At 50.7% G+C, this 23,554-nt stretch carries 23 protein-coding genes; 12 read left to right on the plus strand and 11 right to left on the minus strand.

From position 1 onward, the window contains the following. Nucleotides 1-65: 65 nt before the first annotated feature. The gene (locus tag ACSR9A_RS10985; protein ID WP_473757267.1) at nt 66-1,112 is read right to left on the minus strand and encodes a hypothetical protein; all 1,047 of its coding nucleotides are present in this window, start codon (nt 1,110-1,112) and stop codon (nt 66-68) included. A 176-nt stretch (nt 1,113-1,288) separates the two neighbouring features. Between ACSR9A_RS10985 and ACSR9A_RS10990 the strand changes: the two genes are divergently transcribed. Then, a complete protein-coding gene (locus ACSR9A_RS10990) occupies nt 1,289-3,574 on the plus strand; it encodes an ATP-binding protein (protein ID WP_473757268.1) in 2,286 nt (761 codons plus the stop codon). Between the two features lie 136 nt (nt 3,575-3,710). Here the strand turns inward: ACSR9A_RS10990 and ACSR9A_RS10995 are convergent, their stop codons facing one another. Then, entirely contained in the window at nt 3,711-4,274 is a 564-nt protein-coding gene (locus ACSR9A_RS10995; protein ID WP_473757292.1) for a CatB-related O-acetyltransferase, read from the minus strand. A gap of 159 nt (nt 4,275-4,433) precedes the next feature. Between ACSR9A_RS10995 and ACSR9A_RS11000 the strand changes: the two genes are divergently transcribed. Then, the gene (locus ACSR9A_RS11000; protein WP_473757269.1) at nt 4,434-5,291 is read left to right on the plus strand and encodes a lipoate--protein ligase family protein; all 858 of its coding nucleotides are present in this window, start codon (nt 4,434-4,436) and stop codon (nt 5,289-5,291) included. Between the two features lie 93 nt (nt 5,292-5,384). Here the strand turns inward: ACSR9A_RS11000 and ACSR9A_RS11005 are convergent, their stop codons facing one another. From ACSR9A_RS11005 to ACSR9A_RS11015, 3 genes are all read right to left on the minus strand, one after another. Then, nucleotides 5,385-5,840 carry a threonine/serine exporter family protein gene (locus tag ACSR9A_RS11005; protein WP_473757270.1) on the minus strand — a complete coding sequence of 152 codons (456 nt, stop codon included), beginning with the start codon at nt 5,838-5,840 and terminating at the stop codon, nt 5,385-5,387. A gap of 21 nt (nt 5,841-5,861) precedes the next feature. Continuing rightward, entirely contained in the window at nt 5,862-6,623 is a 762-nt protein-coding gene (locus tag ACSR9A_RS11010) for a threonine/serine exporter family protein (protein ID WP_473757271.1), read from the minus strand. A 90-nt stretch (nt 6,624-6,713) separates the two neighbouring features. Next, complete coding sequence (locus ACSR9A_RS11015; protein WP_473757272.1) at nt 6,714-8,096, minus strand: MATE family efflux transporter; 1,383 nt, start codon at nt 8,094-8,096, stop codon at nt 6,714-6,716. Nucleotides 8,097-8,556: 460 nt separating this feature from the next. Here ACSR9A_RS11015 and ACSR9A_RS11020 point away from each other — a divergent pair, with 460 nt between their 5' ends. Both ACSR9A_RS11020 and ACSR9A_RS11025 read left to right on the plus strand, forming a co-directional pair. Then, a complete protein-coding gene (locus tag ACSR9A_RS11020; protein WP_473757273.1) occupies nt 8,557-10,131 on the plus strand; it encodes a histidine kinase N-terminal 7TM domain-containing diguanylate cyclase in 1,575 nt (524 codons plus the stop codon). Between the two features lie 10 nt (nt 10,132-10,141). After that, entirely contained in the window at nt 10,142-10,768 is a 627-nt protein-coding gene (locus ACSR9A_RS11025) for an NAD(P)-dependent oxidoreductase (protein WP_473757274.1), read from the plus strand. Here the strand turns inward: ACSR9A_RS11025 and ACSR9A_RS11030 are convergent. Next, complete coding sequence (locus ACSR9A_RS11030) at nt 10,757-11,236, minus strand: glutathione peroxidase (protein ID WP_341280063.1); 480 nt, start codon at nt 11,234-11,236, stop codon at nt 10,757-10,759. The two genes, ACSR9A_RS11025 and ACSR9A_RS11030, sit on opposite strands and share 12 nt — an antisense overlap. 239 nt (nt 11,237-11,475) lie before the next feature. On the opposite strand from ACSR9A_RS11030, the gene ACSR9A_RS11035 reads away from it, so the two are divergent. The 6 genes from ACSR9A_RS11035 to ACSR9A_RS11060 all read left to right on the plus strand — a co-directional run bounded on the left by ACSR9A_RS11035 (nt 11,476) and on the right by ACSR9A_RS11060 (nt 17,277). After that, a complete protein-coding gene (locus ACSR9A_RS11035; protein WP_473757275.1) occupies nt 11,476-11,925 on the plus strand; it encodes a MarR family winged helix-turn-helix transcriptional regulator in 450 nt (149 codons plus the stop codon). Between the two features lie 168 nt (nt 11,926-12,093). Next, a complete protein-coding gene (locus tag ACSR9A_RS11040) occupies nt 12,094-12,465 on the plus strand; it encodes a GntR family transcriptional regulator (protein ID WP_473757276.1) in 372 nt (123 codons plus the stop codon). Beyond that, nucleotides 12,462-13,355 carry an ABC transporter ATP-binding protein gene (locus ACSR9A_RS11045; RefSeq protein WP_473757277.1) on the plus strand — a complete coding sequence of 298 codons (894 nt, stop codon included), beginning with the start codon at nt 12,462-12,464 and terminating at the stop codon, nt 13,353-13,355. Before ACSR9A_RS11040 ends, ACSR9A_RS11045 begins: the two co-directional genes overlap by 4 nt. Next, nucleotides 13,355-14,041 carry a hypothetical protein gene (locus ACSR9A_RS11050; RefSeq protein ID WP_473757278.1) on the plus strand — a complete coding sequence of 229 codons (687 nt, stop codon included), beginning with the start codon at nt 13,355-13,357 and terminating at the stop codon, nt 14,039-14,041. Before ACSR9A_RS11045 ends, ACSR9A_RS11050 begins: the two co-directional genes overlap by 1 nt. Before the next feature lie 199 nt (nt 14,042-14,240). Beyond that, nucleotides 14,241-15,293 (plus strand): Glu/Leu/Phe/Val family dehydrogenase, encoded by a 1,053-nt coding sequence (locus tag ACSR9A_RS11055; protein ID WP_473757279.1) that lies wholly within the window; start codon nt 14,241-14,243, stop codon nt 15,291-15,293. 280 nt (nt 15,294-15,573) lie between these two features. Next, the gene (locus ACSR9A_RS11060; protein WP_473757280.1) at nt 15,574-17,277 is read left to right on the plus strand and encodes an alpha/beta fold hydrolase; all 1,704 of its coding nucleotides are present in this window, start codon (nt 15,574-15,576) and stop codon (nt 17,275-17,277) included. A 173-nt stretch (nt 17,278-17,450) separates the two neighbouring features. Here ACSR9A_RS11060 and ACSR9A_RS11065 read toward each other — a convergent pair whose 3' ends face one another. After that, nucleotides 17,451-18,014 carry a DUF1697 domain-containing protein gene (locus tag ACSR9A_RS11065; RefSeq protein ID WP_473757281.1) on the minus strand — a complete coding sequence of 188 codons (564 nt, stop codon included), beginning with the start codon at nt 18,012-18,014 and terminating at the stop codon, nt 17,451-17,453. A 141-nt stretch (nt 18,015-18,155) separates the two neighbouring features. Between ACSR9A_RS11065 and pepT the strand changes: the two genes are divergently transcribed. After that, entirely contained in the window at nt 18,156-19,388 is a 1,233-nt protein-coding gene (gene pepT / locus ACSR9A_RS11070) for a peptidase T (RefSeq protein WP_473757282.1), read from the plus strand. A 143-nt stretch (nt 19,389-19,531) separates the two neighbouring features. Here the strand turns inward: pepT and ACSR9A_RS11075 are convergent, their stop codons facing one another. The 4 genes from ACSR9A_RS11075 to ACSR9A_RS11090 form a co-directional block, all read right to left on the minus strand. Next, nucleotides 19,532-20,152 carry a flavin reductase family protein gene (locus ACSR9A_RS11075; RefSeq protein WP_473757293.1) on the minus strand — a complete coding sequence of 207 codons (621 nt, stop codon included), beginning with the start codon at nt 20,150-20,152 and terminating at the stop codon, nt 19,532-19,534. Beyond that, nucleotides 20,152-20,763: an alpha/beta hydrolase gene (locus ACSR9A_RS11080; RefSeq protein ID WP_473757283.1), complete on the minus strand. Its 612-nt coding sequence runs from the start codon at nt 20,761-20,763 to the stop codon at nt 20,152-20,154. The genes ACSR9A_RS11075 and ACSR9A_RS11080 overlap by 1 nt, the downstream gene beginning before the upstream one ends. Before the next feature lie 14 nt (nt 20,764-20,777). Continuing rightward, nucleotides 20,778-21,710, minus strand: coding sequence for a ring-cleaving dioxygenase (locus tag ACSR9A_RS11085; protein ID WP_473757284.1), 933 nt, complete (start codon nt 21,708-21,710; stop codon nt 20,778-20,780). A 102-nt stretch (nt 21,711-21,812) separates the two neighbouring features. Then, complete coding sequence (locus ACSR9A_RS11090) at nt 21,813-22,289, minus strand: MarR family winged helix-turn-helix transcriptional regulator (RefSeq protein ID WP_341280074.1); 477 nt, start codon at nt 22,287-22,289, stop codon at nt 21,813-21,815. Nucleotides 22,290-22,480: 191 nt separating this feature from the next. On the opposite strand from ACSR9A_RS11090, the gene ACSR9A_RS11095 reads away from it, so the two are divergent. Continuing rightward, on the plus strand, nt 22,481-23,494 hold the full coding sequence (locus tag ACSR9A_RS11095; protein WP_473757285.1) for an LLM class flavin-dependent oxidoreductase: 1,014 nt from the start codon (nt 22,481-22,483) through the stop codon (nt 23,492-23,494). Nucleotides 23,495-23,554 lie beyond the last annotated feature (60 nt).

Raw genomic sequence — 23,554 nt, forward strand, 5'->3', positions numbered from 1 at the left:
TCGAATAGGCCAGAGCCTCCGGCTTCGCTTGAAGGGATCGCCCTTCTATAGCGGAGCCGGTTTTTTTATGCCTTAAGCTCTACCATGCTCATCCGAGCGTGGCAGTCTGTTAAAAAGGCCTGCGGCTGGTCGATAAAGATATGAACCTCTCGAACGCTGCGCTGGCTGGCGAACAGACCGTATGCAGCACCTTCTTCTTTCAACCGAATGCATACGTTCGGCTCCACTCCCTGCGGCTGAATAGCCGCTTTCCCTTCCTGCGCCGCCCGTTCTTTGAGCTCCTCAGGCGCAAGCAGCGTGACAGACTCCACGTTGCACGTGTCCACTTCCATTCGCAATTGAATACCGAACTGGATACGGATGCTCTGATCATCCACCAGAATCGGGTTCAGCCGCATGGCGCGGTAGTTCGCCAGCAGAAATATAATGAACAGCAGATTACTGATCGACAGCACCCAAGCAGCGCTGTGCGACCACTGCACCAGCAGGAAGTGCAGCAACGCGCCTTCTAAAATAAGAATTTTGGATATAAACAGCAGTATAATTAGCGCATTGGAATTTTCATGGTAGCTATAGGCGGCTGTATCCGAACGGACATAAGGCTTTTTTCGCCATGCCAGAAAGGCATAATACACGACAGATATATCCTGCAAAAGCCAAGCTGCTACACGTGGAGAACGAATAGAGCTTTGCAGACTGATTCGCAGCGTATCCAACGGATGGGCATCCGGCTGCCAGCTGCTTTTGAACGCTCTAACAACACGGTACAGCTTATACAGCTCATAGCAGACGAAGAACAGCTCCAGCGGGAGCAGCGTATACTTGACGAAAGCAAGCGCCACGTTGTCCGTTTCCGGCATCAGCAGCAGAAGCGCAAAATAACCTAAGATCGCGAAGGGTAGAACGCTGAGCAGCGGCTTTTTTATTTTTCGATAAACAAGAACAAAAAGCAGCAGCGGAATGACCATTACAAAATCTGCTGCGATAGCTGGGCCCAGCACCGCCGCATCCTGTTCAAAAAAGCTCGATTGCATAATGAATACATCTACAGAGACAATAATGACGCTTACAAACAGAAAAAGCATGACATTGTTTTTTTGCAGCTTAAACATCGTGCAGCTCCTCCCTTTTATAGCGCTTTGACACCAATATAGAGCATTTATAACTATTTTCCAAATTAATATTAAGCAGTAAAATAGTCTCTATCTCCTCTCACAAACAAGGAATTTGCCTTTAAGATGTCAAATAATACAGAAGCATCCGCGACCATGGCCAGGAGGAATAGGATTTGTCGATCAGAGCGAAGCTCGTTTGCCTCATATCGGTTACCGTTACCGTGATTTTGCTACTCAATATTACAATCTACTATATGTCTTCCAAGGATGAGCTGCAACGGAACGCAGAGCAGCAAATGCGCTTTATTGGCAATCAGATAGCCGTCTCCATCGCCTCGGCCGAGCAGAACAGCCAGTTGACAGAGGACGCGCTGGGGGAGCGTCTGCGCGCCGTCGCGATTGCCATACAAAGCAAGCTCGATCCCGATATTAAAAATGTCCGCAACAGCGAGCTCCTCCAGCTAAGCAAGGAGCTGGGCGTTGATCACATTACGCTGTGGATCCAGACGAAAGACGATATTTTATCAGTCCGCTCGACGAACCCCGATGAGCTCTATATGAGCCCGAAAACCTGGAACTACTGGTATACCGCCTTTACCCAGCTATTCGAGCAGCATAAGGTTACGATTCCCGAAGGACAGAAGCTGGAGAATTTTTGGGCGGGACCGATCAACTTCGGCACCTCCGACCCCGATAAAGTGTTTAAATGGGGCAACTATTATGACGGTACGACCAACTATATGATTAATCCTTATATTCATGCGCAAACTTTTTTGGACAGCAAAAAGAAATATGGTGCGGATGCCATCGTGGCCCAGATTATGCGTGATAAAAATAATATTCTCGAAGTGACCGGCTTCGACCCTGCCTACTTCGGCAAGGCACCTGCTGTCAGCATTAAAAATGGAACCGTTGTCTATAATCTCGATGTTCGCAACATTATTTTTGGCCAATATTATTATAAGGACTCGGTTAATGACCACCTAAATACGCTGAAAGCAATTGAGAAAAACGAAGTCGTTACCATTGAAAGCAAGCTGAACAGCAAGCAGGTTATCAAGAGCTTTATTCCCGTTCAGGGATCCAAGCCGTACGTTATTAGCATTACCTTCAACAACTCCGCTCTGCAGCAAACGCTGATGCGCCAGGTTTTGACGCAAGGCGCAATTTCTCTTGGCCTGATTTTGGCGACGGTGCTGTGCAGCTACTTCATTTCCGGCTTTATGGTGCGCTCGCTTAATCAAATCGTCAGCAAGGTAAATGAAATTTCCAATGGCAACTTCGGCGCGAGGATTTCCTTAAAAAGCAATGATGAATTCGGTGTATTGGCTAATCGCGTAAATGCGATGGGGCAAAATCTTCATACGTATATGAACCGGCTGACCGAATCGGCAGAAGAGCTGCGGCAGACGAAGCAGTATTTGGAATCGTTCGTCAATCATACCTCTGATGCGATTCATGTCTCCAACCTGCACGGCTCTGTCATTCAGATGAATAAAGCATTTGAGAAAATGTATGGCTGGACGGAGGAGGAGCTGCTTGGCCAACCGCTGGACAACATGCCGCCTGAGCTTGCGATGGAGGGCACCTTTATGCTTGAGTTCATCCAGCAAGGCGGTTCCGTCGCCGATTACGATACGATGCGCTATGACAAAAGCGGCAGGCTGCTCGATGTAAGCATTACCGTCTCTTCGATCCGCGATGAGCAGGAGCAGATTATTGCGATTGCGACGATCTCGCGGAACATTACCGCGCGCAAGCAGACGGAAGAGGTGCTGCGACGCTCGGAGAAGCTGTCCGTCGTCGGGCAGCTGGCGGCTGGCGTCGCCCATGAGGTGCGCAATCCGCTAACGACGCTGCGCGGGTTTGTCCAGCTGCTGAAGAAAAATGGCCAGCTGGCGCCCGCCTACATCGATGTTATGCTGTCTGAGCTGGACCGGATTAATTTTATCGTTAGCGAATTTCTTGTATTTGCGAAGCCGCAGGCGAGCCGCTTCCAGCGTGCCAACATTCATGAGATTATGCGCGGCATCGTTATGCTGCTCGATTCCGAGGCGAATATTAGCAATGTCCAGTTCACAACCCGTTTTGATAATGAAATACCCGAATTGAAATGCGAGGTTAATCAGCTAAAGCAAGTATTTGTCAATATTATTAAAAATGGGATCGAAGCGATGCCGGAAGGCGGCGAGCTCGACATTGACCTGTCCTACACGCCAACTACCGGCATTATTATCCGTATTACCGACCATGGCTTCGGCATTACCGAGGACAATCTGTCACGGCTCGGCGAGCCGTTTTTCACAACGAAGCAGGAAGGCAACGGGCTTGGCCTGATGGTGTGTTATCAAATTATTGCCAATCATCGCGGCACGATGTCCTTTCAAAGCAAGAAAGGCATTGGCACGCAGGTAGAAATTCGGCTGCCTGTCATACAGGACGTGCCTCCTACCGGATAGCAGGCTGCGACTCACAAGCGCAAGGGAAAGCAAGTGCACGCTGCAGCATATGTACGATCTACAAAAAAAGATGGGGCAGCTGCTCGCGCTGGCTGCCCCGTCTTTTTTTGCATTTTTCTCCCGCACATCCATTTCCTCAATAGCCATGCGATTCGCAGTAATCCAGAAAGGCTTTCATATTATGCGACGCGATGAGCGGCACCACCTTCTGAATGCGCATCGGCGGCCAATCCCACCATTTAATGCGCAGCAGCTTGGCAATAACTTGGTCGCTGAAGCGATACCGAATGAGGCCTGCTGGGTTGCCTCCAACGATTGCATAAGGCGGAACATCCCTCGTTACCGTCGCATTCATGCCGATGACCGCTCCATCGCCAATCGTAATGCCAGACATAATGGTCGCATGTGTACAAATCCAAACGTCGTTGCCGATGACGACATCACCATTCGTTTGCGGCTGGCCGGTAATGTGCAAATGCTTCGATAAAAAGGAAGTAAACGGATAAGTCGATACCCAATCCGTACGATGGTTGCCTCCTAGCATGACTGAAACGCCTCCGGCAATACAGCAAAATTTGCCGACTGTCAGCTTCGTTCCCTCCCCCCAGGAGAAAACATTTGGTTCACCGAAGGTGTATTCGCCAATTAGCGTATGCCCATCCTTATGCTTTGCAGGGAATACCGTTCGCAGCAAGTCCATGTCCACTCTATCACTCCTTCCATACGGTGCAGCGAGCTAAAATAATATATTCAACAGCTTGCCTTTTCGCTTCCGCTCCTCTATAGAGACAGGCTGGACTTCTATCCCCGGCGCTTAGTATGATGGAGAAACAGGAAGCTTAGAGAGGAGCAGCTCACGATGACGATACAGCCAGCAAGTCCGGTTCCCGAACTGCAAAATCTGCTGCTGCTTGACCGGATGAACGATTATTCGCAGACAGATCCGCTTTACCCATTCGCCCTAGATGAGCTGCTGTGCCGCAGCACCGGACAGGGCGGACCCGCGATATGCCATATTTGGCGCCACGAGCGCGCCTTCATACTCGGCCTGCGCGACAGCCGGCTGCCGCTGGCGGGCGACGCCTCCCGCTGGCTTGAATCGCTCGGCTACAAGGCAGCGGTGCGCAACTCCGGCGGTGCGGCGGTGCCGCTTGATCCGGGCGTCGTCAACATTTCGCTCATTTTGCCCAAGGCGAATACGCTCGATTTTCATTTTCATCAGGACTTTGAGCTGATGTACAGCCTCATTCGCTCCGCGCTCGCCGGGGCTGGCGTCCCCGTCGACAAAGGCGAAATCGCCGGTGCGTATTGTCCCGGCGATTTCGACCTCAGCATCGACGGCTTCAAGTTTTGCGGCATTGCGCAGCGCCGCCAGGCACACGCCTATATCGTGCAGGCGTTCGTCGTCGCCGAAGGCGCAGGCCAGGAGCGGGCGGCGCTGGTCCGCTCCTTCTATGAGCGGGCAGCGGGCGACGCCGAGCCCGGCGCGCATCCGCTCGTAGAGAGCAGCAGCACGGCCAGCCTCGAGGAGCTGGTCGGCTTGGCGCAGGGCGGCGGTGCGGAGCGCTTCGCGGACGCCGTCAAGCAGATCATCCGCAGCGGGCAGACGGCGGATGGCCTTGCCGAAGCAGCGGCTCGGCTCCAGATGCCGTCGCCTCAGCAGATTGAAGACATGGCGCTGCGCTTGCGCGGACGCTATGCGACCACGCAGGCGTAGCGCCTATAGCTAGGCGTGGCCAAAGCATGGCCACACATACAAAATGCCTCCTGCCCTGCTGCGAAGCAGCATAAGCAAGAGGCATTATTAGGGTCATGATGATCGCGGCGTTCTGCGAAATATAATATAAATGACCTCGGAGAAGACGAGTCCGATGGCGATAGAGCCTGAAATCATGAAAGCCTGCATGGCAAGCTCGACAGCTACGACATATTCCTCCTGCACAATATGGCGCATCGCATCATAGGCGATTTTGCCCGGCACAAGGGGAATAATGCCCGCCGCGCTAAATACAATGATTGGCGTACGATAATGCTTCGCCATTATTTGGCTAATAATGGTCACCACGCAGACGGCCAGCAGCGTTGCCGGAATCGTCCTCATTTCAAACGCGCTGCACACGGTATAGGTAAGCCACCCCGATGCGCCGACCAATCCGCACTGTACCAAGCGATGCTTCTGCACACCGAAGATAAGGCTGAACGCAGCGCAGGCCACGAAGCTGACGGCAAGCTGTTCAAGCAGCTGTTCAAGCAGCTGTACAACCATCGTTTCTCCCTCCTTTTAAGGCTACGGATATACGGACAACACGAAAGCAATGCCAGCACCGATGGCAAAAGCAATAAGAAAGGCCTCAGCGCCCTTGGACAAGCCCGAGACGAGATGCCCCGCCATCAAGTCCCTTACCGCATTCGTAATATGAAGGCCGGGCACGAGCGGCATAATCGAGCCGATAATGATTTTATCCAAATTATGCCCGAAGCCGAGCCATACCATTAGTACAGCGAGCGAACCGCTAATGACCGCCGATAAGAAGCTCGCGAAAAAAGTAATCGGCATTATGCGGTGCAGCGTCAGCAAGCACAAAAAGCCGATGCCGCTCGCAAGCGCTACCGGAAGAAAGTCGTTCCAGCTGCCGCGGAACATAATTAGGAAGCAGCCGCTTGCAATAGCGGCAACCAGCACCTTAAGCCAAGCCGGATAATCTTCCTTCGCCTGTTCAATATCCTGCAATTGCTTATAAGCCTCATGACGCTGCAAGCTTCCTTGGCAAATGCGCCTGGAAATATCATTGACGAGCGTCACCTTCTTCAAATTCGTCGAGCGCTCCGAAATCCGAACGAGCCGCGTCGACTGTGCAGCGCCATCCAGCGCAAAAATAATGCCCGTCGGCGTCACATAGCTGTAAGCACTCGCCACGCCGTAAGCCTCGGCGATCCGGACCATCGTATCCTCAACCCGGTACGTTTCCCCGCCATTTTGCAAAATAATTTTACCCGCCAGCAAGCAAATGCTCGCAATATCCTGACCATCATTGTTAGCGTAATCCATACGTAGCCAGCCTCCCTAGCTTCGCAGCCTCAGCACTTTATCACCGGATGGACGACAAGCGTCTGTCCGCTTGCAAGGCCCATCCGTTCTTTAATGCGAGGCCGTATGCTCTACAAAGTCCGGTTTCACCAGCGCATGCCGTTCCCACTTCCGGCTCTTCCACCGGAAATACATAATGACCGCGCGCAACCACTCATCCGTCGCAATAGCCAGCCAAATGCCCGCCAGTCCCATGTCCAGATGAAAAACAAGATAATAACCGAGCGGCACACTTATGCCGACCATCGTAACCATCCCAATCCAGAGAGGAAACTTCGCATCCCCGGAGGCCCGCAGCGAATTGACCAATATAATATTGATCGTTCGCCCCGTCTCCAGCACAATGCTGTACAGCAGGACATTTGCTCCCAGCCGTATAATGTCAACATCATCCGTGAACAGGCCCATCAGCTGCTCGCGGAACAGCAGCACGAACACAAGCATAACCATCGTCGCTCCACTGGCCCACAGCACGCTTGCCAATACCTGTTTGTATGCAGAGTCACTGCGCCCGCCGCCGACGTATCGCCCTACCATAATCGCCGTTCCCATGCCGACCGCCATCGCGAATAAATAGATCAGCACCGATATATTCGAGGCGTATTGCCGAGCCGACAAGGACGCTTCACCGAGAAACGTCACATAATACAGAAAGATCATCTGGCAGCTCTGGTACATGACCTGTTCAAAAGCCGATGGAACACCGATCTTTAATATTTTGCGAATAAATTCCTTCGACATCTTGAAAAAATACTGCAGCTTCACCTTAAATACCATAACCCGATTCATCAGCCAGAAAAACACCAGCATCGCCAGCAGGCGGCTGACAACCGTCGAAATGGCCGCACCTTCAACACCAAGCTCGGGAAAGCCGAACTTGCCAAAGATTAGCACATAGTTGCCGACTAAATGTATAATATTCATTCCCAATGATACCAGCATGGCTTCCTTCGTGAAGCCGTATACCCGAATAATTGCAGAAAGTGAATTAATAATCGCCTGTAAAAAAATAAAGCCGCCTACAATTCGCAAATAGCTTTGCGCATAGGCCAACACTTCCCCTTGCAGATGCAAGCCCTGCAGGATGACATTGCCGAACAACAAACAAGATAAGCTCATCAGCAAGCCCGCCAAAAGATTAAGCGAAATCGCCAGCGCCGACAGCTGCGCAGCCTCGACCAGCTTCCGCGAGCCAATATATTGCGCGACGACAATCGATGCCCCGTTGCCGATAACCTCCATAACAAGCAGCATAATGTGCAAATATTGATTGGATGCACCTACGCCGGAAACAGCATTGTCGGACAGCTTGCTAAGCATGAATGTATCCGCCGTTCCCATCATCATAAACAAAAATAATTCCAAAAATATTGGCCAAGTCAAAAAAAAGAGACTATTGTCCCGATCCCGCTTAACCCCCAGCTTAAATCCCAAGATGTCACCTTCTCCAGCTCATAATCCCAAGCGTAAACGGCTGTCGCCATCCTCTGGCGGCAAAGCTATCGTTTCGCGTAGAAATATAGAGAAAGGATAGAATAATCATATACTTTCCTATATTTCAAGTGTAAACGGCTGTCGTCGTCTTTGGCGGCGCGGCACGTTTCATTCCGAGAAATATAGAGAAAGGCTGAAAAAAATCATATACTTTTCTATATTTCTAAGAAACTCAAGGTATCTTAGCATACTTGCCTGGCAAATGCACGAACTAAAGCGGGTTTTATCGGCCTTTTGCTGTCGAAGATAGATGAAAGCGGTTTATGCTTAACATTACCATTCAAATCGCGTATCCTTAAAGGCAAAAAATGTGATACCATTCTATGTAGATCATTTAGCATCCTGAGAGCGCTTCATTGCAGCAACACCTAATTACTAACCAACTGGAGCCATACAACTGATGAATATGACTATCTCCAATTATATTGTTATTGTAACGATTTCCAGCGTACTCAGCGCCTTGCTTGCCATTTACGGATATATGATAAAATCCAGCTTTGCCGGAATGAGAGCCTATATCTGGACCTCGATTAGCTCAGCTATCTACACCTTCGGCTTTGCCTTTGAATTGGCAAGCGATTCGTTAGCCGAAATTCGCTTCTGGATTGGCATTGAATATTTGGGACTGCCTTTCATCTCCCCCGCTACGCTAGTGCTCATTCTGTACTTTACTGGAATGGATCGCTTTGTAACCCGTAAAAACCTGATCTGGCTCTTTACGATTCCCTTTATTACTTTATTGCTGGTCGTAACGAATGAATGGCATCATATGTTTTACCGTTCTATTTTTCTTCGTCCCAATGAATCGGTCATTGTAGCCGATATCGTCTTTGGGGAATGGTATATTATTAATGGGAGCTTCACGTTCGGCTGTCTGGTCGTAAGCGCGTACCTGCTGCTTCGCCAATGGAATCACGCCAAGATGATGTACCGCAAGCAGCTTTTAATGATGGCAGCTGGCATTTTCATCCCCATGACCGCCTCCTTCATGTATTTGCTTGATCTGACGCCTTATGGCATGGACATCGTACCGCCGCTCATGTTTATCACTTCGATTTTGAACATTTGGGCGATTTTGACGTCAAACATTTTGAAGGCCGCGCCAATTGCCCGAGAACGTATTTTCGAAAGCATGCGCGACGGCGTTATTGTGCTGGATATGGACGGGCGAATTGTAGATTATAATCGATCTGCATCGCAGATGATCGCATCGCTGAAGCCTACTGTGATTGGGACACCTTTCGAGGATATATGGCTGTTCCATACGGGACAAGCCGCTGATTTCATTCATTATGATGAGGAATTCAAGCATCATGAACGGGAGGTTCGCTGGATTCAGCTGCATACGAGCGTGCCGTCGTTCTATCTCGTGCGCTCATCCCCTGTCCACAGCCGCAAAGGCGAGCTGATCGGGAGAACGATTGTACTGATGGATATTACCGAGAAGGCGATTCTTCAGGAGAAGCTGAAGCATATGGCTACAATAGATGGACTGACTGGCATATACAATCGGACCTATTTTTTAGAGCAAGCAAGACTGCTGCTTAACAAAGCGCTGCAGGACCAACAGCCGTTTGCGCTCATTTTGTTCGATATTGACCATTTCAAAACGATAAATGACCGCTTCGGCCATGACATTGGCGATTTAGCCCTCTGTCATGTCGTAGCGGTCTGTCAAGAACAGCTTAGCGATAGCGATCTATTTGGACGTTACGGTGGAGAAGAATTTATTATTTGCCTTCCGGCTGCTGCACCCGCTGAGGCAGGGGAGCTGGCCGAGAAGCTGCGCCGGGCAATTACAGACAGTCCGCTGCTGACACAAGCTGGCATGGTTCCTTTGTCTGCAAGCTTTGGCGCCGCTGGCATAACAGCGGCGGAGCTTGCTGAACTAGACGAGATGATTCGCGAGGCCGATAAGGCGTTGTACCAATCCAAGCATATGGGACGCAATGCCGTTCATATTTTTAGCAAATGAGGGAAATCACATGCAAATCACGATATTAGGCGCTACAGGCCGCGTCGGGCGGGAAGTCATGCTGCGCGCCCTTGCGGATGGACATCGCGTCCATGCCTTGGTGCGCTCGGCAGACAAGCTTGAGCTTTCGCATCCGCAATTGACAGCCATCGTCGGGGATGCCCGCGAAGAAGCTGTGCTCAAGCAAGCTGTTGCTGGCAGCAGCGCTGTCATTAGCGCGCTAGGAACGGACGGCGGGGATACACTCTCCGCCTGCTTTCCGCTGCTTCTTGCCGTCATGGAGCAGCAAGGAATCCATCGTCTGGTGACGGTTGGAACGGCCGGCATCTTGGAGAGCCGCAGCGAGCGCGGGCTGCTTCGCTATCAATCGAGCGAATCGAAACGCCGGTCTACTCGAGCTGCCGAGGAGCATCATGCTGTACTTCGCCTGCTTCAAGCATCTGCAGAGCCGTTCAATTGGACGCTCGTATGCCCAACTTATTTGCCGGATGGGCCATATACTGGCGTTTATCGCACCGAGCAAGACTATTTGCCCGAAGGCGGGCTGCAAATTACCGTTGGCGATACCGCCGACTTCACCTACCTTGAGGCGGTCAGCGGCACCTACTTCCGATGCCGGGTTGGCTTAGCCGAGTAGCTTTTTAATATCTTCTACAAGATCCTCCGGCTTATCATTCGGCCCAAACCGTTTGACTACTTTGCCATCCCGATCTACTAGAAACTTCGTAAAATTCCACTTGATTGCCTTCGAGCCCAGCACCCCGCGAGCCTCATTCGTCAGGTGCTGGTACAGCGGGTGCGCGCCATTGCCGTTTACATCGATTTTGCCAAACAGCGGAAAAGATACCCCGTGGTTAAGCTCGCAAGCCTGCGCAATTTCCGCATCGCCCTCCAGCTCCTGATTCATAAACTGTCCGCTTGGAAAGCCTAGAACCGCAAGCCCTTGCTCGCCATACGTATCCTGCAATTGCTGCAAGCCTTTGAATTGTGGTGCAAAGCCACATTTCGTAGCTGTATTTACGATCAGCATTACTTTGCCTTTATAAGGCGCCAGCGTCTCCTGCGCACCTGTAATCTTCTTCACTTCGATGTCATAAATGGACATAGGAATAACCTCCTTGAATTTTTAAAAACAGCGATCAGGCTGATAGTATAGCGATTGATTTTGATAAATTTAATTTTATACAATTTAATTTCAATTGTCAAATCAGCTTGCCGAAATAGGCTGCTGTGCATACTGCGTCTTCTTTTGACAGGTTCCGCATGCAATGCTACAATAACTTAATTAATTGCGCACAATTGATTACTTCGCATAACCTTGGTCCGGAGGGAGAGACAACTAGCATGAATGAAGATGAATGGATGAAGCTCGATAATCAGGTTTGCTTTTCCTTATATGCCTGCTCGCGGGAAATTACAAAGCTGTACCGTCCTGTCCTTTCTGAGCTTGGCTTAACGTATACGCAATATGTCACCCTGCTGTCCTTATGGGAACAGGACAAGGTGACGATGAAAGAGCTTGGCGCGAGACTGCTGCTCGACTCTGGTACGCTGACCCCGCTGCTTAAGAAGCTGGAAGGCATGAGCCTGATTACCCGCATTCGCGATAAAGCCGACGAGCGCAATCTCGTTATTCAGTTGACGGATGATGGCCGCGAGCTTAAAAAACGGGCTGCCGATGTTCCGAAACGCGTTTATGGCGGCTTGGACATTAAGCCTGAGGAATTTCATGCCGTTCATAAGCAGGTACGAGACCTGCTTGGCAAAATAGAAGCCGCACAGCAGCCGACCTAACAGGCTTTAGCCAGCCGCTACAACCGATAGCAGAAGGATAGAAGAGCAGATTTAACGCTGCCTCTTCTATCCTTTTTTTTATTTTCATTGCTGCTGCCTGTTGACGATTCGGTTGATCGCATGTATAGTTGGTTACATGAGTAACTAACCAGTTTGGTGGTGGACAATATGAGCTTAAGCATCGACGATAGCAGACCGATTTTCATGCAAATTGCCGAACGCATCGAGGACGATATCATTCAAGGGCTGCTGCCTGAAGAGTCGCAGGTGCCTTCGAAAAATCAATTTGCAGCCTTTTACCAGATCAACCCCGCCACAGCAGCGAAGGGCGTCAATCAGTTAGTAGATCAAGGCATTCTTTATAAGAAACGAGGGATTGGCATGTTTGTTGCAACAGGTTCAAGAACCGTATTGATGGAGAAGCGTCGTGAGCAGTTTTTCGAGCAGTATGTCGTGACGATGATGCATGAGGCAGAGAAGCTGGGCATTACGGCGGAGCAGCTGTCAGATATGATCAGAAGAGGAGGAACCAAGCCATGAACCCTATTGCGGAGCTAAAGCAGGTTACGAAGGCTTATGGAAATTTCAAAGCCGTTAACGAGGTCAGCTTCATACTGGAGCCAGATAAAATATATGGTTTGCTCGGACGCAACGGCGCCGGAAAAACGACGATTATGCACATGCTGACGGCCCAGTTGTTTGTGACCAGCGGCGAGCTGACCGTCTTTGGCGAAGCCCCTTATGAAAATAACCGTGTGCTGAGCCAAATTTGTTTTATTAAGGAGAGCCAGAAATACCCCGATAATTACAGCCTGCTCGATGTACTCGAGCTGTCCGCCGCTCTGTTTCCGAACTGGGATCGCACCTACGCGAATACATTGGTTCAGGATTTTCAGCTGCCATTGAAGCATAAAATTAAAAAAATGTCGCGCGGCATGCATTCCTCCGTCGGCATCATTGTTGGACTTGCGAGCCGCGCCCCGCTGACGATTTTCGATGAGCCTTATTTGGGGCTGGACGCTGTGGCCAGAAATATATTTTATGGCCATTTGCTGGAGGATTATGCCGAGCATCCTCGCACAGTTGTCCTTTCCTCCCATCTGATTGATGAGGTTAGCCAGCTTCTTGAGCATGTGATCGTCATCGACAAGGGTACGATACTGATTAACGAGGATGCCGAGCTGCTGCGGGGTCGCGCCTTCACTGTAGCAGGCTCCGCTGCCGAGGTCGAGTCGTTTCTCGTCGGCAAAACTGTTATCTCCCGCGACCCCTTCGGCGCCTTGCTGTCCGCCACAGTAGATGGCACGCTGCGTGCCGAGGATCGCAAGCAGGCAATGGCGAAAGGGCTGGAGTTTGGCTCCGTATCTCTGCAGCAGCTGATTATTCATCTGACGAATGGCAAAACCGAACGAAAGGCGGCTGATTTGTAATGAACCGCACTTTAAGCGTAATCAAGCTGCATCAACGCGATAAATTTTCCTGGGTTTTTATCCCTCTATTCATTCTTGGCTCCAGCTTTATTGTAAATTGGCTGATAAGTATGATGATTTCTGAGAACACCTTGTATACAGGCGGAATCGCATCCCTATTGGTCTACATGTTCGTGCTGGGCATAATCGTAGTCGCACAGACCTTTCCATTTGCGATTAGCTTCAGCATTAGCCGCTTCAATTATTTTACAGGGACCATCGTGATGGCACTTCTAGTTAGTTTCGGCTCGGCGCTGCTGCTGCTACTTATGTCTATTATCGAAAATCAGCTTACAAACCACTGGTGGTCGGGCTTATATTTTTTCCACCTGCCCTATTTGTCTGACGGAAATTTACTCGTACAGCTGCTCACCTTCTTCCTGTTCACTTTGCATTTGTTTTTGTGGGGATTTGTATTCGGCAGCTTCTACCGCAAGTTTAATAAAAACGGCTTGCTGATACTCTTTCCCGCTTCTTTACTTGGCTTCACCCTCGGCTTCTATATCATCACTCAAAATCAATGGTGGGTCGATATTTGGTTGTGGCTCACCAAGCATACCGCCTTCGGCCTCTCCCTTTGGCTGATTCCGTTCATCCTGCTAAATGCTCTGCTATCCTTCCTTATGCTTAGAAGATCAACGATATAAAAGCTTGCTTGAAAGGGGCCGCTTCATCATTCCAGGCAACGGGTGATAGCGGCTTTTTTCTTATCCACGCCATGCCATTTTAAACTATGCATTCCCCCGATTCGTGCATATGCGGTATCAAGTTGCGCTGCGATTGAATACACCAATAGTAAGCGAGCGTAAACGGCTTTGCGCTACAGCATAAAGGGGGCTGCTATCTATGGACGGGCATAGCGTGAGCGCAAGCTTAGAGGGCTTCGAACGGCTGGATGTGATGGAGGATGCGACGAGCGGACTCAAAGCGATCATTGCCATTGATCAGACCAAGCTTGGCCCTGCACTGGGCGGCTGCCGAATGTGGATGTACGCGTCAGAGGAGGCGGCCATTGGCGATGCTCTTCGACTTGCGCGAGGCATGACATACAAATCAGCGCTGGCTGGCATTCCATACGGCGGAGGCAAGGCCGTCATTATCGGCAACCCTGCCATGGACAAAAGCAGCAAGCTGTTCCGCTCACTCGGACGTTTCATTGAACGGCTGAACGGACGCTATATTACCGGTATGGATTTGGGTACAACCCCGGCGGATATGGATGAGATTTTGCATGAAACGCGCCATGTGACCGATGTGACCGGCTCGCTAGGGGCAACGGGCAATTTCACGGCGGAAATGACCGCCTATGGCGTATATATCGCAATTCGTACGTCACTTAAGCAAAAATATGGCTCTGAGCAGCTGCAGCAGCGCACCGTTGCTGTTCAAGGGCTTGGCAAGGTCGGCTTTGCCCTATGCCGCTATCTGCATCAATCAGGCGCACAGCTCATTGTTGCCGATTTGGATAACAGGCTGATGCAGCTGGCAGCCTCGCAATTCGGGGCTGTGCCCATTGCTGTTGATGCCATCCATAAGCAGCATTGCGATGTTTTTGCCCCTTGCGCACTTGGGGGCATTTTGAACGATTTGACCATTCCCGAGCTTGAGTGTCAGATCATTGCAGGGGCGGCCAATAACCAGCTGGCGGAGCCCCGTCATGACGCGCTGCTGGAGCAGGCGGCCATTCTCTATGCTCCCGATTACGCTATTAATGCTGGAGGCATTATCGTAACCGCAGCCGAGCTGGATGGCAGCTCCGCCTCCTATGCCCAAAGTCAGGTCGAACGCATCGGCGATACACTGGCCCATATATATGCAAGGTCTGCAGGCACCGCGCCTGGCACGCTGCCGCCAGCTGCGACCGCAGATGCGATTACGCGTAAGCTGATCGGTCTATAACCTCTGATACTTGTTCCTAGTCCTCACAAAACCATTGATTCCAGCCAGCAGCAGCGGGCTGCTGGCTCAGGCAACGGGATTATAACGATATATGCCTCTTCTTTTCCCTCACCATAATGTGGAAACCAATGATAGGTCTATTTCGTATTAAACAAAGACGCGGCCACTGCATCACACTTACATATTTAGTCACAGCTTCATCACCCTCTTATTTTTTCATGACCTTATATTTCTTGCCAGCAACAAGGTAAGCCCAATCTGAAGGAGGACTGCATTTATTTTGAAAAAACATTTGGCATCAACCATCGTATTTTCACTGCTGCTCATGGCTGCTTTTCCCGCTATGACGGCCGCCGCAGAAAGCATGAAGCTGTTTATTAATGGAAGCGCCGTTTCCGCCGCAGGCGAACAGCCTTACAAAAACCAGAACACAGTCATGATCCCACTCCGCAGCACAGCCGAGCAGCTAGGTTTTAAAGTGACTTATCAGAAAGCAGGCTCCGAAATTGTGCTTGAAGGACAAGACCTTGCCGTCATTTTCAGTACCGGGAGCAGAAGCGCTGTTGTAAATGGCGAGAAACGCTCATTCGATGCCGTATCTGTCCAAAAGCAGGGACGTACTTATGTGCCGCTCGCTTTTTTCGATAAGGCACTCGGGCATCAAGCCAGCTTTGACAGCGGCACACAGCAAATATCCATTACGACAGCGCAGTTTGAGGCTGAAAGCTGGATCAAGCGCGTGACTGAGCTGCTAAACAAAGGAAACTACCAGAAGCTGTCGGATGATTATTTTTCTAGTGATCTTAAGGCACAGGTTTCCGTAACAGCACTCGGACAAGGATGGGATAGCATCAAGGAACAAGCGGGCAGCTTCGTTCGCTCAGAAGACATTGCCATATCTGGCGTATCTGGCGAGGTGACCATTATTACGGCTACCGCTGCTTTTGAGAAAACCAGCTTTAATCTGACACTTTACGTCAACATGCGGAGCAAGCTGCTCGAAGGCATGCTGATTACGCCAAAGCCTATCGAGAAGGAAGCGCCAGTTACGATTGTTGAGGAAGAGGTTACCGTCGGCGAAGGCACTCCTTATGCACTGGGTGGAACGTTGACTCTGCCGAAAAATGCCACTGGCCCGCTGACAGCGGTCGTATTGGTTCAAGGCTCTGGTGCATCCGATCGCGATGAGGCAGTAAGCGGCTATACGCCATTCCGTGATATCGCTTGGGGACTTGCTGAGCAAGGGATTGCCGTACTGCGCTATGATAAACGCACATTTGTTTACGGCAGCAGCATGACGACAGAAGCTTTTATGAAAATGACCGTAAAGGAAGAAACCATTGACGACGCCATTGTTGCGGCCAAGCTGCTCAAGGCGGATAAACGGATTGATGCCTCAAAGGTGTATGTAGTCGGTCATAGCCTTGGCGGCATGCTCGCACCACGCATCGATGCGGAAGGCGGCGACTTTGCCGGACTTGTGCTGCTTGCTGGCTCGCCGCGCTCACTGTGGGAAATCGTCTACGACCAGAATCAAGCTGTTATCGCTGCTATGGATGATAAAGATCCAGCTAAGCAGAAGAATACCCAGTTCATAGAAGCCGAATACAAGAGGGCACAAACTTTGGATACGTTGACCGATGCGCAGGCGCAGGCGACGACGATTTTCTCAATGCCCGCCTATTATTTCAAGGAAATGGACAACCATCCTGCGAGCGAATATGCCGCAAAACTGACGAAGCCGGTACTTGTCCTGCAGGGCAAGGACGATTTCCAAGTTTATGCGGATAAAGACTATGTACTGTGGGAGGAGCTGTTCAAAGGGAAATCGAATGCTTCCTTCAAGCTGTACCCGGGCCTTAACCACTTTTTCGTAGATTACAGCGGCGAAGGAGAAGGCACGGTGGCGGAATACAACCATGCTGGCAGCTTGGATGAAAAAGTCATTTCCGATATCGCCAAATGGTTGAAACAGCACGCTTAGCCCTTATCCTTCATTCCATACAAAGTACCGCCAGCTTGGACAAGGGAGCTTTATACTCCCTTGCTGCCAGGCTGGCGGTTTCTTTTTGAAATATAAGAAGGATATCGTAACGCTATCCTTCCTCTATATTTCTCGGAATGAAACGCGCCACACCGCCAGAGGATGGCGATAGCCTATTCGCCATTGAGTCGTTCCTCCATGCTGGCAGCGAGGCTAAGCAGCTTGTTCATCGTCTGCCAGTTGCGCGAAGTGGCGGCCACGCCGAGCTTTTTTTCCAATAAATTATTCGAAAACATCGACTTGCGCACGCTTTGGCGGCAATAAATATACACTTCGCTATCGTGCAGGCGATAGTCGTCCACCTCGCTGCTGCAGGCGAGCAGCCGCTGCTTTCCTTCTTCAGCAGGCGTGTCAGCGAGCAGCGCGACATAAATATTTTCACCCGCATGAAGCTGATCTGCATCAAAAGGGCTGCTTGCGACAATCGCCGCCAGCTCGGTGCTGGTACGTATGACGACTGGAACGTCGAATCCGAATACCGTCATAATTTCCTGCTGAATTTGCTGGCGCAGCAGATCGGCTGGAGCATCCGATTCGAACAGCACATTGCCGCTTTGAATGTACGTTTTGACCTGCTGCACGCCAAGCTGCTCAAACATCCGCTGCAAGTCCTGCATTTTGATGATTTTATGCCCGCCGACATTAATGCCACGTAGCAATGCGATATAAATGGCCATCCAACAGCACCTGCCCTCTTCTCAATAATCCTAAGTATAGCATGCACAGCCCTACGCGCGAACGCTGCGGCACTTGTGATAAAATAGAAATAAACCTAGAGATACATACCGATTAAATAGAGGAAAAAGGAGCATGGAAGCATGAAACAGGAACTGATGGAACGCTTTATTTCTTACGTAAAAGTGAATACGCAATCCGATGACCGCAGCGAGACTTGTCCGACGACCCCAGGGCAGCTGGTGCTTGCCGACCAATTGGTGGAAGAGCTGCTGAAGATCGGCATGGAGGAGGTAACCGTCGACGAGAATGGCTATGTGATGGCTACACTGCCAGCCAATACGGACAAAACGGTGCCGACGATTGGCTTTCTCGCCCATATCGATACCGCGCTGGATTTCACTGGTGAAAATGTAAAGCCGCAAGTGGTCGATAACTACGACGGCGGCGACATTATCCTGAACGAAGCTCTGTCCATCGTATTGTCTCCGTCCGCTTCGCCTGAGCTGAGCCAATATGTAGGGCATACGCTGATTACGACCGACGGCACAACGCTGCTTGGCGCCGACAACAAAGCGGGCATTGCCGAAATTATGACAGCGATGGTGTATTTGATTCAGCATCCTGAAGTGAAGCATGGGAAAATCCGCGTCGCCTTTACGCCGGATGAGGAAATCGGCCGCGGGCCGCATCGTTTCGACGTTGCTGCCTTCGGTGCAGATTATGCGTATACGATGGATGGCGGACCGCTTGGCGAGCTGCAATACGAAAGCTTTAATGCTGCGGCTGCCCACATTATTTGCAAAGGCACGAACGTGCATCCCGGCACGGCTAAGGGTAAAATGATCCATTCGGCGAAAATCGCCATGGAATTGCACAGTCAGCTTCCTGCTGAAGAAGCGCCGGAATATACTGAAGGCTACGAAGGCTTTTATCATTTGATTCAAATGAGCGGCGATGTGGAGAAGTCCGAGCTGCGCTATATTATTCGCGACTTTGATCAAGAAGGGTTTGCTGTCCGCAAGCAGAGGCTTGCGGACATCGTCAGCGGGCTTAAGCTCAAATATGGCGAGTCCAGCGTAGAGCTGAACATTCGGGATCAATATTTTAATATGCGGGATAAAATCGAGCCGGTTATCGGCATCGTTAATCAAGCAAAGCTAGCGATGGAAAACCTCGGCATCAAGCCGGATATTAAGCCGATTCGCGGCGGTACCGATGGCTCGCAGCTTTCCTATATGGGGCTTCCTACGCCTAATGTATTCACTGGCGGCGAGAACTATCATGGCCGTTACGAATATGCTTCGGTGGATAATATGCTGAAAGCCGTCCAAGTCATCGTGGAAATTGCTAAGCTGGCGGAAGCAGAAGCTTAAACTTAAGCTTAATAGAGCAAACGCAGCGCACGCTATGACTTTTAAAAAGCAAAAGAACCTTCGCTCTACGCCGAATACGGGGTAGTCGAAGGTTCTTTTCGCTTCGCCATTTTAGTTCAAATGACTAGCAGCGTAGTATTCCATTACAACGTCGGACGATCAATGGAGAAACGTTCGCCAAGGCCCGCATAATCGTTGCCAGCAAGCCTGGCAATAGGCGCAAGTCGACCTGAGTCAATATAACCGCGCTCATCGTAAACCGTCTCGTCCAGATGATAGAATACCACCTTGCCGATCAGCAAATCGCAAGCGGGAGCATCGTCTGTTCCGCCGAGCGGAATAGCTTTTTCAAGCACGCATTCCATCCGAATTTTCGCTTCAGCTACACCAGGCACGGCAATGCGAACGCTTGGAACAGGTGTAAGTCCTGCTGCTGCGACCTCGCTTTCCTCCGGTGGAAGATTTGCCGCGGTCACGTTCAGCTGTTCAATATACGATTGGTCGGCAATATGCACGACGAATGCTCCTGCCTCGATCGCATTGCGGGCGGTATCCTTCTGCTGTCCGCCCTGCTTCCGCTGTACCGAAACCGATAACAGCGGCGGATTGGACGATACAATATTGAAGTAGCTATATGGCGCAGCATTGAGTACACCATCTGACGACAGCGTCGTCACGAAAGCAATCGGCCGCGGTATAACGCTGCCCGAAAGCAGCTTATAATTGTCGCGGGCCGAGCGCTCAGACGGATCAATGGTTACCATCATGGGCAGATGACCTCAGCATACCAAGCTGCCGCTGCTTCGACTTCGCTGCCCGTCAACTGATGGCCATAGTTTTCCCAATGTACGCTAACCGCAGCCCCTGCGCTGGACAGCATCGCTTGCAGCTCTTCCGTCTCCTGAGGCGGGCACATCTGGTCATTGCGGCCTGCTCCGATGAAGCAGGAAATACCGGTCATATCGGGAAGCTCGACGCTGCGAAGCGGAACCATCGGGTGATGCAAAATCGCGCCGCGGAAAGCATCCTTGTAATGAAACATCAGGCTGCCCGCAATGTTGGCACCATTGGAGTAGCCGATGGCGACGAGGTTTTCACGATCAAAGCCATAGTCAACGGCCGCCTGGTCCAGAAAATCATGCAGCTCCTTCGTACGAAGCACCAAATCCTCCTCGTCAAACACACCTTCGGCGAGTCTGCGGAAATAGCGGGACATCCCATTTTCAAGTACGTTTCCTCTTATGCTGAGCACCGATGCTGTAGGATCAATCCGGCCAGCCAGCGGCAGCAAATCTCGTTCCGTTCCTCCGGTACCGTGCAGCAGCACCAAAACTGGCGCCGCTGCATTCGTACCTTGCTGATAAATATGCTTCATTGTCCATTCTCCTCTCATTGCGGTACTTGGATAGGCGGCAGCAGCCGCACAATGTCCTCGCGATGCTGTTCAAACCACTCTGGCAGCATCAATTTTTCACCAAGATGCTCTGGCTCCTCATCACGTGCAAAGCCTGGAGGATCTGTCGCAATCTCGAATAATATGCCGCCTTCTTCGCGGAAATAAATTGCATGGAAATATTGTCTGTCAATTATTGGTGTAGGGTGGTAGCCATTTGTCTCTACATGGCTTCTCCAAAGTGCATGCTCTACATCATCTTTCGCACGCCATGCAATATGATGCACCGTACCGGAACCGCCATGGCCAGGTTCAACACGCTCAATCGGAAGATCAATGATATTGCCGATATCTGCCGATGATCTGAAACGCGCATAACCAGCATCCTCACCGATTTTGCTAAGTCCCATTACCTCTTCCAGCAAACGGAACGTTTTTTGCGGAGCAGAGCTGTACAAAATTGCGCCGCCAAAGCCTTTAATAGCTTTGTCTGTCGGTACTCCCGCATAAGACCAGTCGCTCAGCGGGCCTTCCTCCCGAGCTACAAGCTCAAGCTGCAAGCCATCAGGATCAACGAATTGGACATACGACTCGCCGAACCGCTCTGTTTCGGTAAATGGTACTTCATATTTTGCCAAACGCTCTTTCCAAAAATCCAGCGCTCCCGCAGGAACAACATAAGTGGTTACCCCAACCTGTCCGCCGCCAATCACACCTTTACGACCGTGTGCAAAAGGGAAAAAGGTCATGATCGTGCCTGGACTGCCGGCTTGATCTCCGAAATACAGATGATACACTTCCGGAGCATCGAAGTTGATTGTTTTTTTCACGAGCCTCTGGGCAAGTACGCCCGCGTAGAAAGTAACCGTTGCTTGTGCGCTCGATACGAAAGCTGTAATGTGGTGAATGCCTGCTGTTTGTTGTGTCATTATGAACACTCCTCTATTATATCATGGATTTGAGAATCTTTAAATTAAGATATTAGGGCTGAGCGATGACAATAAGTGACTGTACAGGATACTAAGCAGCTTCTACTTAAATGCATCCTGCGCGTGTCTTCCGAGCTTCTTGAGCAGCACGCTCGCCAGCTTCTGTTCCTCTAACGTCAAGCCGCTAACTGCTTCTTTAATAATAGTTGCATGTGCCGGGAATACTTCCTCAATAAACTGCGTGCCATAGCTCGTTATTTCTGCGAAGATGAGCCGACGATCATCAGCCGAAGCTCTACGCTGCACGAGCTGCTTCTTCTCAAGCTTATCTATTACGTAAGTAATGTTGCCGCTGCTCATCAGCACCTTGCCGCCAATTTGCTGCAAAGGCTGTGCACCCTTGTGATACAACATTTCCAGTACGCCGAATTCGGTACGATTCAAGCCATGCTTGCGAATGTCCCGGTCGCCGTGGGCGTTAATCCATTGGCTGGCCCGGTTGAGCGCAATGTAGAGCTTCAAGGCGCTGTCTTCGGCTTCCTGCGGTGACACTTTCGTCTTGCTGTCTGCCTCTTTCATTGCCCTCACCTCCTTGCATTTATTATCTTAAATTTAAGATACTACAATTAAAGATAAAATGCAAGCTTTTGCTTTAACTTTTTTTCACCCTCTTTCACGCCTGCCCGTTCACTCTATACTTGGCGTTCATTATGATATAATGGAGAGTATGACCTACAAGTCAATTTACTGTACAGGAGGTTATTGTTATCATGACCCATTCACATACCGTTCCTCTTTCCATTCTTGATCTGGCTCCCGTTGTTGAAGGCGGCAATGCAACCGACGCTTTCAAAAATACACGCGATCTCGCCCAGCATGCTGAGCGTTGGGGCTATCAGCGCTATTGGCTGGCTGAGCATCACAATATGCAAGGCATTGCCAGCGCTGCTACCTCCGTTCTCATCGGTTATGTTGCCGAAGGCACCCATACGATCCGCGTCGGCTCCGGTGGTATTATGCTGCCCAACCATGCGCCGCTTATGATAGCCGAGCAATTCGGTACACTTGCCTCGATGTATCCGGGACGCATTGATCTCGGACTTGGGCGTGCGCCAGGCTCTGACCAAGCAACCGCCCGCGCGCTGCGCCGTGGACTTAATAGCAATAACGGCCAAGACTTCCCTGAGCTGCTTGGCGAACTCCGCAGCTTTCTAAACCCTTCTATAGAAGAAGGCGTTCCTGCGGTTCGCGCTTTCCCAGGCGAAGGACTCGATATTCCGATCTGGCTGCTAGGCTCCAGCGGCTTTAGCGCTCAGTTGGCAGGGCAGCTCGGCCTGCCGTTTGCTTTCGCCAGCCATTTTGCGCCGGACTATTTAATGCAGGCTTTGCAATTGTATCGCAGCAGCTTCCGACCTTCGGCAGCGCTGGAGCAGCCGCATGTCATGATTGGCGTAAACATTCTCGCGGCTGATACGGATGAAGAAGCACGCTTCCTCGCTTCCTCGCAGGAGCAGCAGTTCCTGAACCTCATCCGCGGCCAGACAAGCAAGCTAAAACCGCCCGTTGCGAATATGGATGAACTGTGGAATGAGCAGGAGAAGGTTGTCGTCCGCAGCAAATTCAGCTTCGGCGCAGCCGGAAGCAAGGAAACGATACGCCGCAGAATCGCCGACATTATTGAAAAGACAGGTGCTGATGAGCTGATGATAACTGGCTCTGCTTATGATCATCAGGCACGCCTTCGTTCTTTTGAATTGATTGCTGAAATCATGAATGAAGGTTAAGGCTGTTTCATCTCTCTAGCTCGCAATATCCCAAAACAAACAATCCCCCTGGGCGCTTTC

Source organism: Paenibacillus sp. R-74696, from assembly GCF_055814915.1.

Excerpts from the sequence above, each read along its gene's own strand:
- ACSR9A_RS10985 (WP_473757267.1), bottom strand. The coding sequence starts at position 1,112 with ATGTTTAAGCTGCAAAAAAACAATGTCATGCTTTTTCTGTTTGTAAGC.
- ACSR9A_RS10995 (WP_473757292.1), bottom strand. The coding sequence starts at position 4,274 with ATGGACTTGCTGCGAACGGTATTCCCTGCAAAGCATAAGGATGGGCAT.
- ACSR9A_RS11000 (WP_473757269.1), top strand. The coding sequence starts at position 4,434 with ATGACGATACAGCCAGCAAGTCCGGTTCCCGAACTGCAAAATCTGCTG.
- ACSR9A_RS11005 (WP_473757270.1), bottom strand. The coding sequence starts at position 5,840 with ATGGTTGTACAGCTGCTTGAACAGCTGCTTGAACAGCTTGCCGTCAGC.
- ACSR9A_RS11010 (WP_473757271.1), bottom strand. The coding sequence starts at position 6,623 with ATGGATTACGCTAACAATGATGGTCAGGATATTGCGAGCATTTGCTTG.
- ACSR9A_RS11020 (WP_473757273.1), top strand. The coding sequence starts at position 8,557 with ATGAATATGACTATCTCCAATTATATTGTTATTGTAACGATTTCCAGC.
- ACSR9A_RS11025 (WP_473757274.1), top strand. The coding sequence starts at position 10,142 with ATGCAAATCACGATATTAGGCGCTACAGGCCGCGTCGGGCGGGAAGTC.
- ACSR9A_RS11030 (WP_341280063.1), bottom strand. The coding sequence starts at position 11,236 with ATGTCCATTTATGACATCGAAGTGAAGAAGATTACAGGTGCGCAGGAG.
- ACSR9A_RS11035 (WP_473757275.1), top strand. The coding sequence starts at position 11,476 with ATGAATGAAGATGAATGGATGAAGCTCGATAATCAGGTTTGCTTTTCC.
- ACSR9A_RS11040 (WP_473757276.1), top strand. The coding sequence starts at position 12,094 with ATGAGCTTAAGCATCGACGATAGCAGACCGATTTTCATGCAAATTGCC.
- ACSR9A_RS11045 (WP_473757277.1), top strand. The coding sequence starts at position 12,462 with ATGAACCCTATTGCGGAGCTAAAGCAGGTTACGAAGGCTTATGGAAAT.
- ACSR9A_RS11050 (WP_473757278.1), top strand. The coding sequence starts at position 13,355 with ATGAACCGCACTTTAAGCGTAATCAAGCTGCATCAACGCGATAAATTT.
- ACSR9A_RS11055 (WP_473757279.1), top strand. The coding sequence starts at position 14,241 with ATGGACGGGCATAGCGTGAGCGCAAGCTTAGAGGGCTTCGAACGGCTG.
- ACSR9A_RS11065 (WP_473757281.1), bottom strand. The coding sequence starts at position 18,014 with ATGGCCATTTATATCGCATTGCTACGTGGCATTAATGTCGGCGGGCAT.
- pepT (WP_473757282.1), top strand. The coding sequence starts at position 18,156 with ATGAAACAGGAACTGATGGAACGCTTTATTTCTTACGTAAAAGTGAAT.
- ACSR9A_RS11075 (WP_473757293.1), bottom strand. The coding sequence starts at position 20,152 with ATGGTAACCATTGATCCGTCTGAGCGCTCGGCCCGCGACAATTATAAG.
- ACSR9A_RS11080 (WP_473757283.1), bottom strand. The coding sequence starts at position 20,763 with ATGAAGCATATTTATCAGCAAGGTACGAATGCAGCGGCGCCAGTTTTG.
- ACSR9A_RS11085 (WP_473757284.1), bottom strand. The coding sequence starts at position 21,710 with ATGACACAACAAACAGCAGGCATTCACCACATTACAGCTTTCGTATCG.
- ACSR9A_RS11090 (WP_341280074.1), bottom strand. The coding sequence starts at position 22,289 with ATGAAAGAGGCAGACAGCAAGACGAAAGTGTCACCGCAGGAAGCCGAA.
- ACSR9A_RS11095 (WP_473757285.1), top strand. The coding sequence starts at position 22,481 with ATGACCCATTCACATACCGTTCCTCTTTCCATTCTTGATCTGGCTCCC.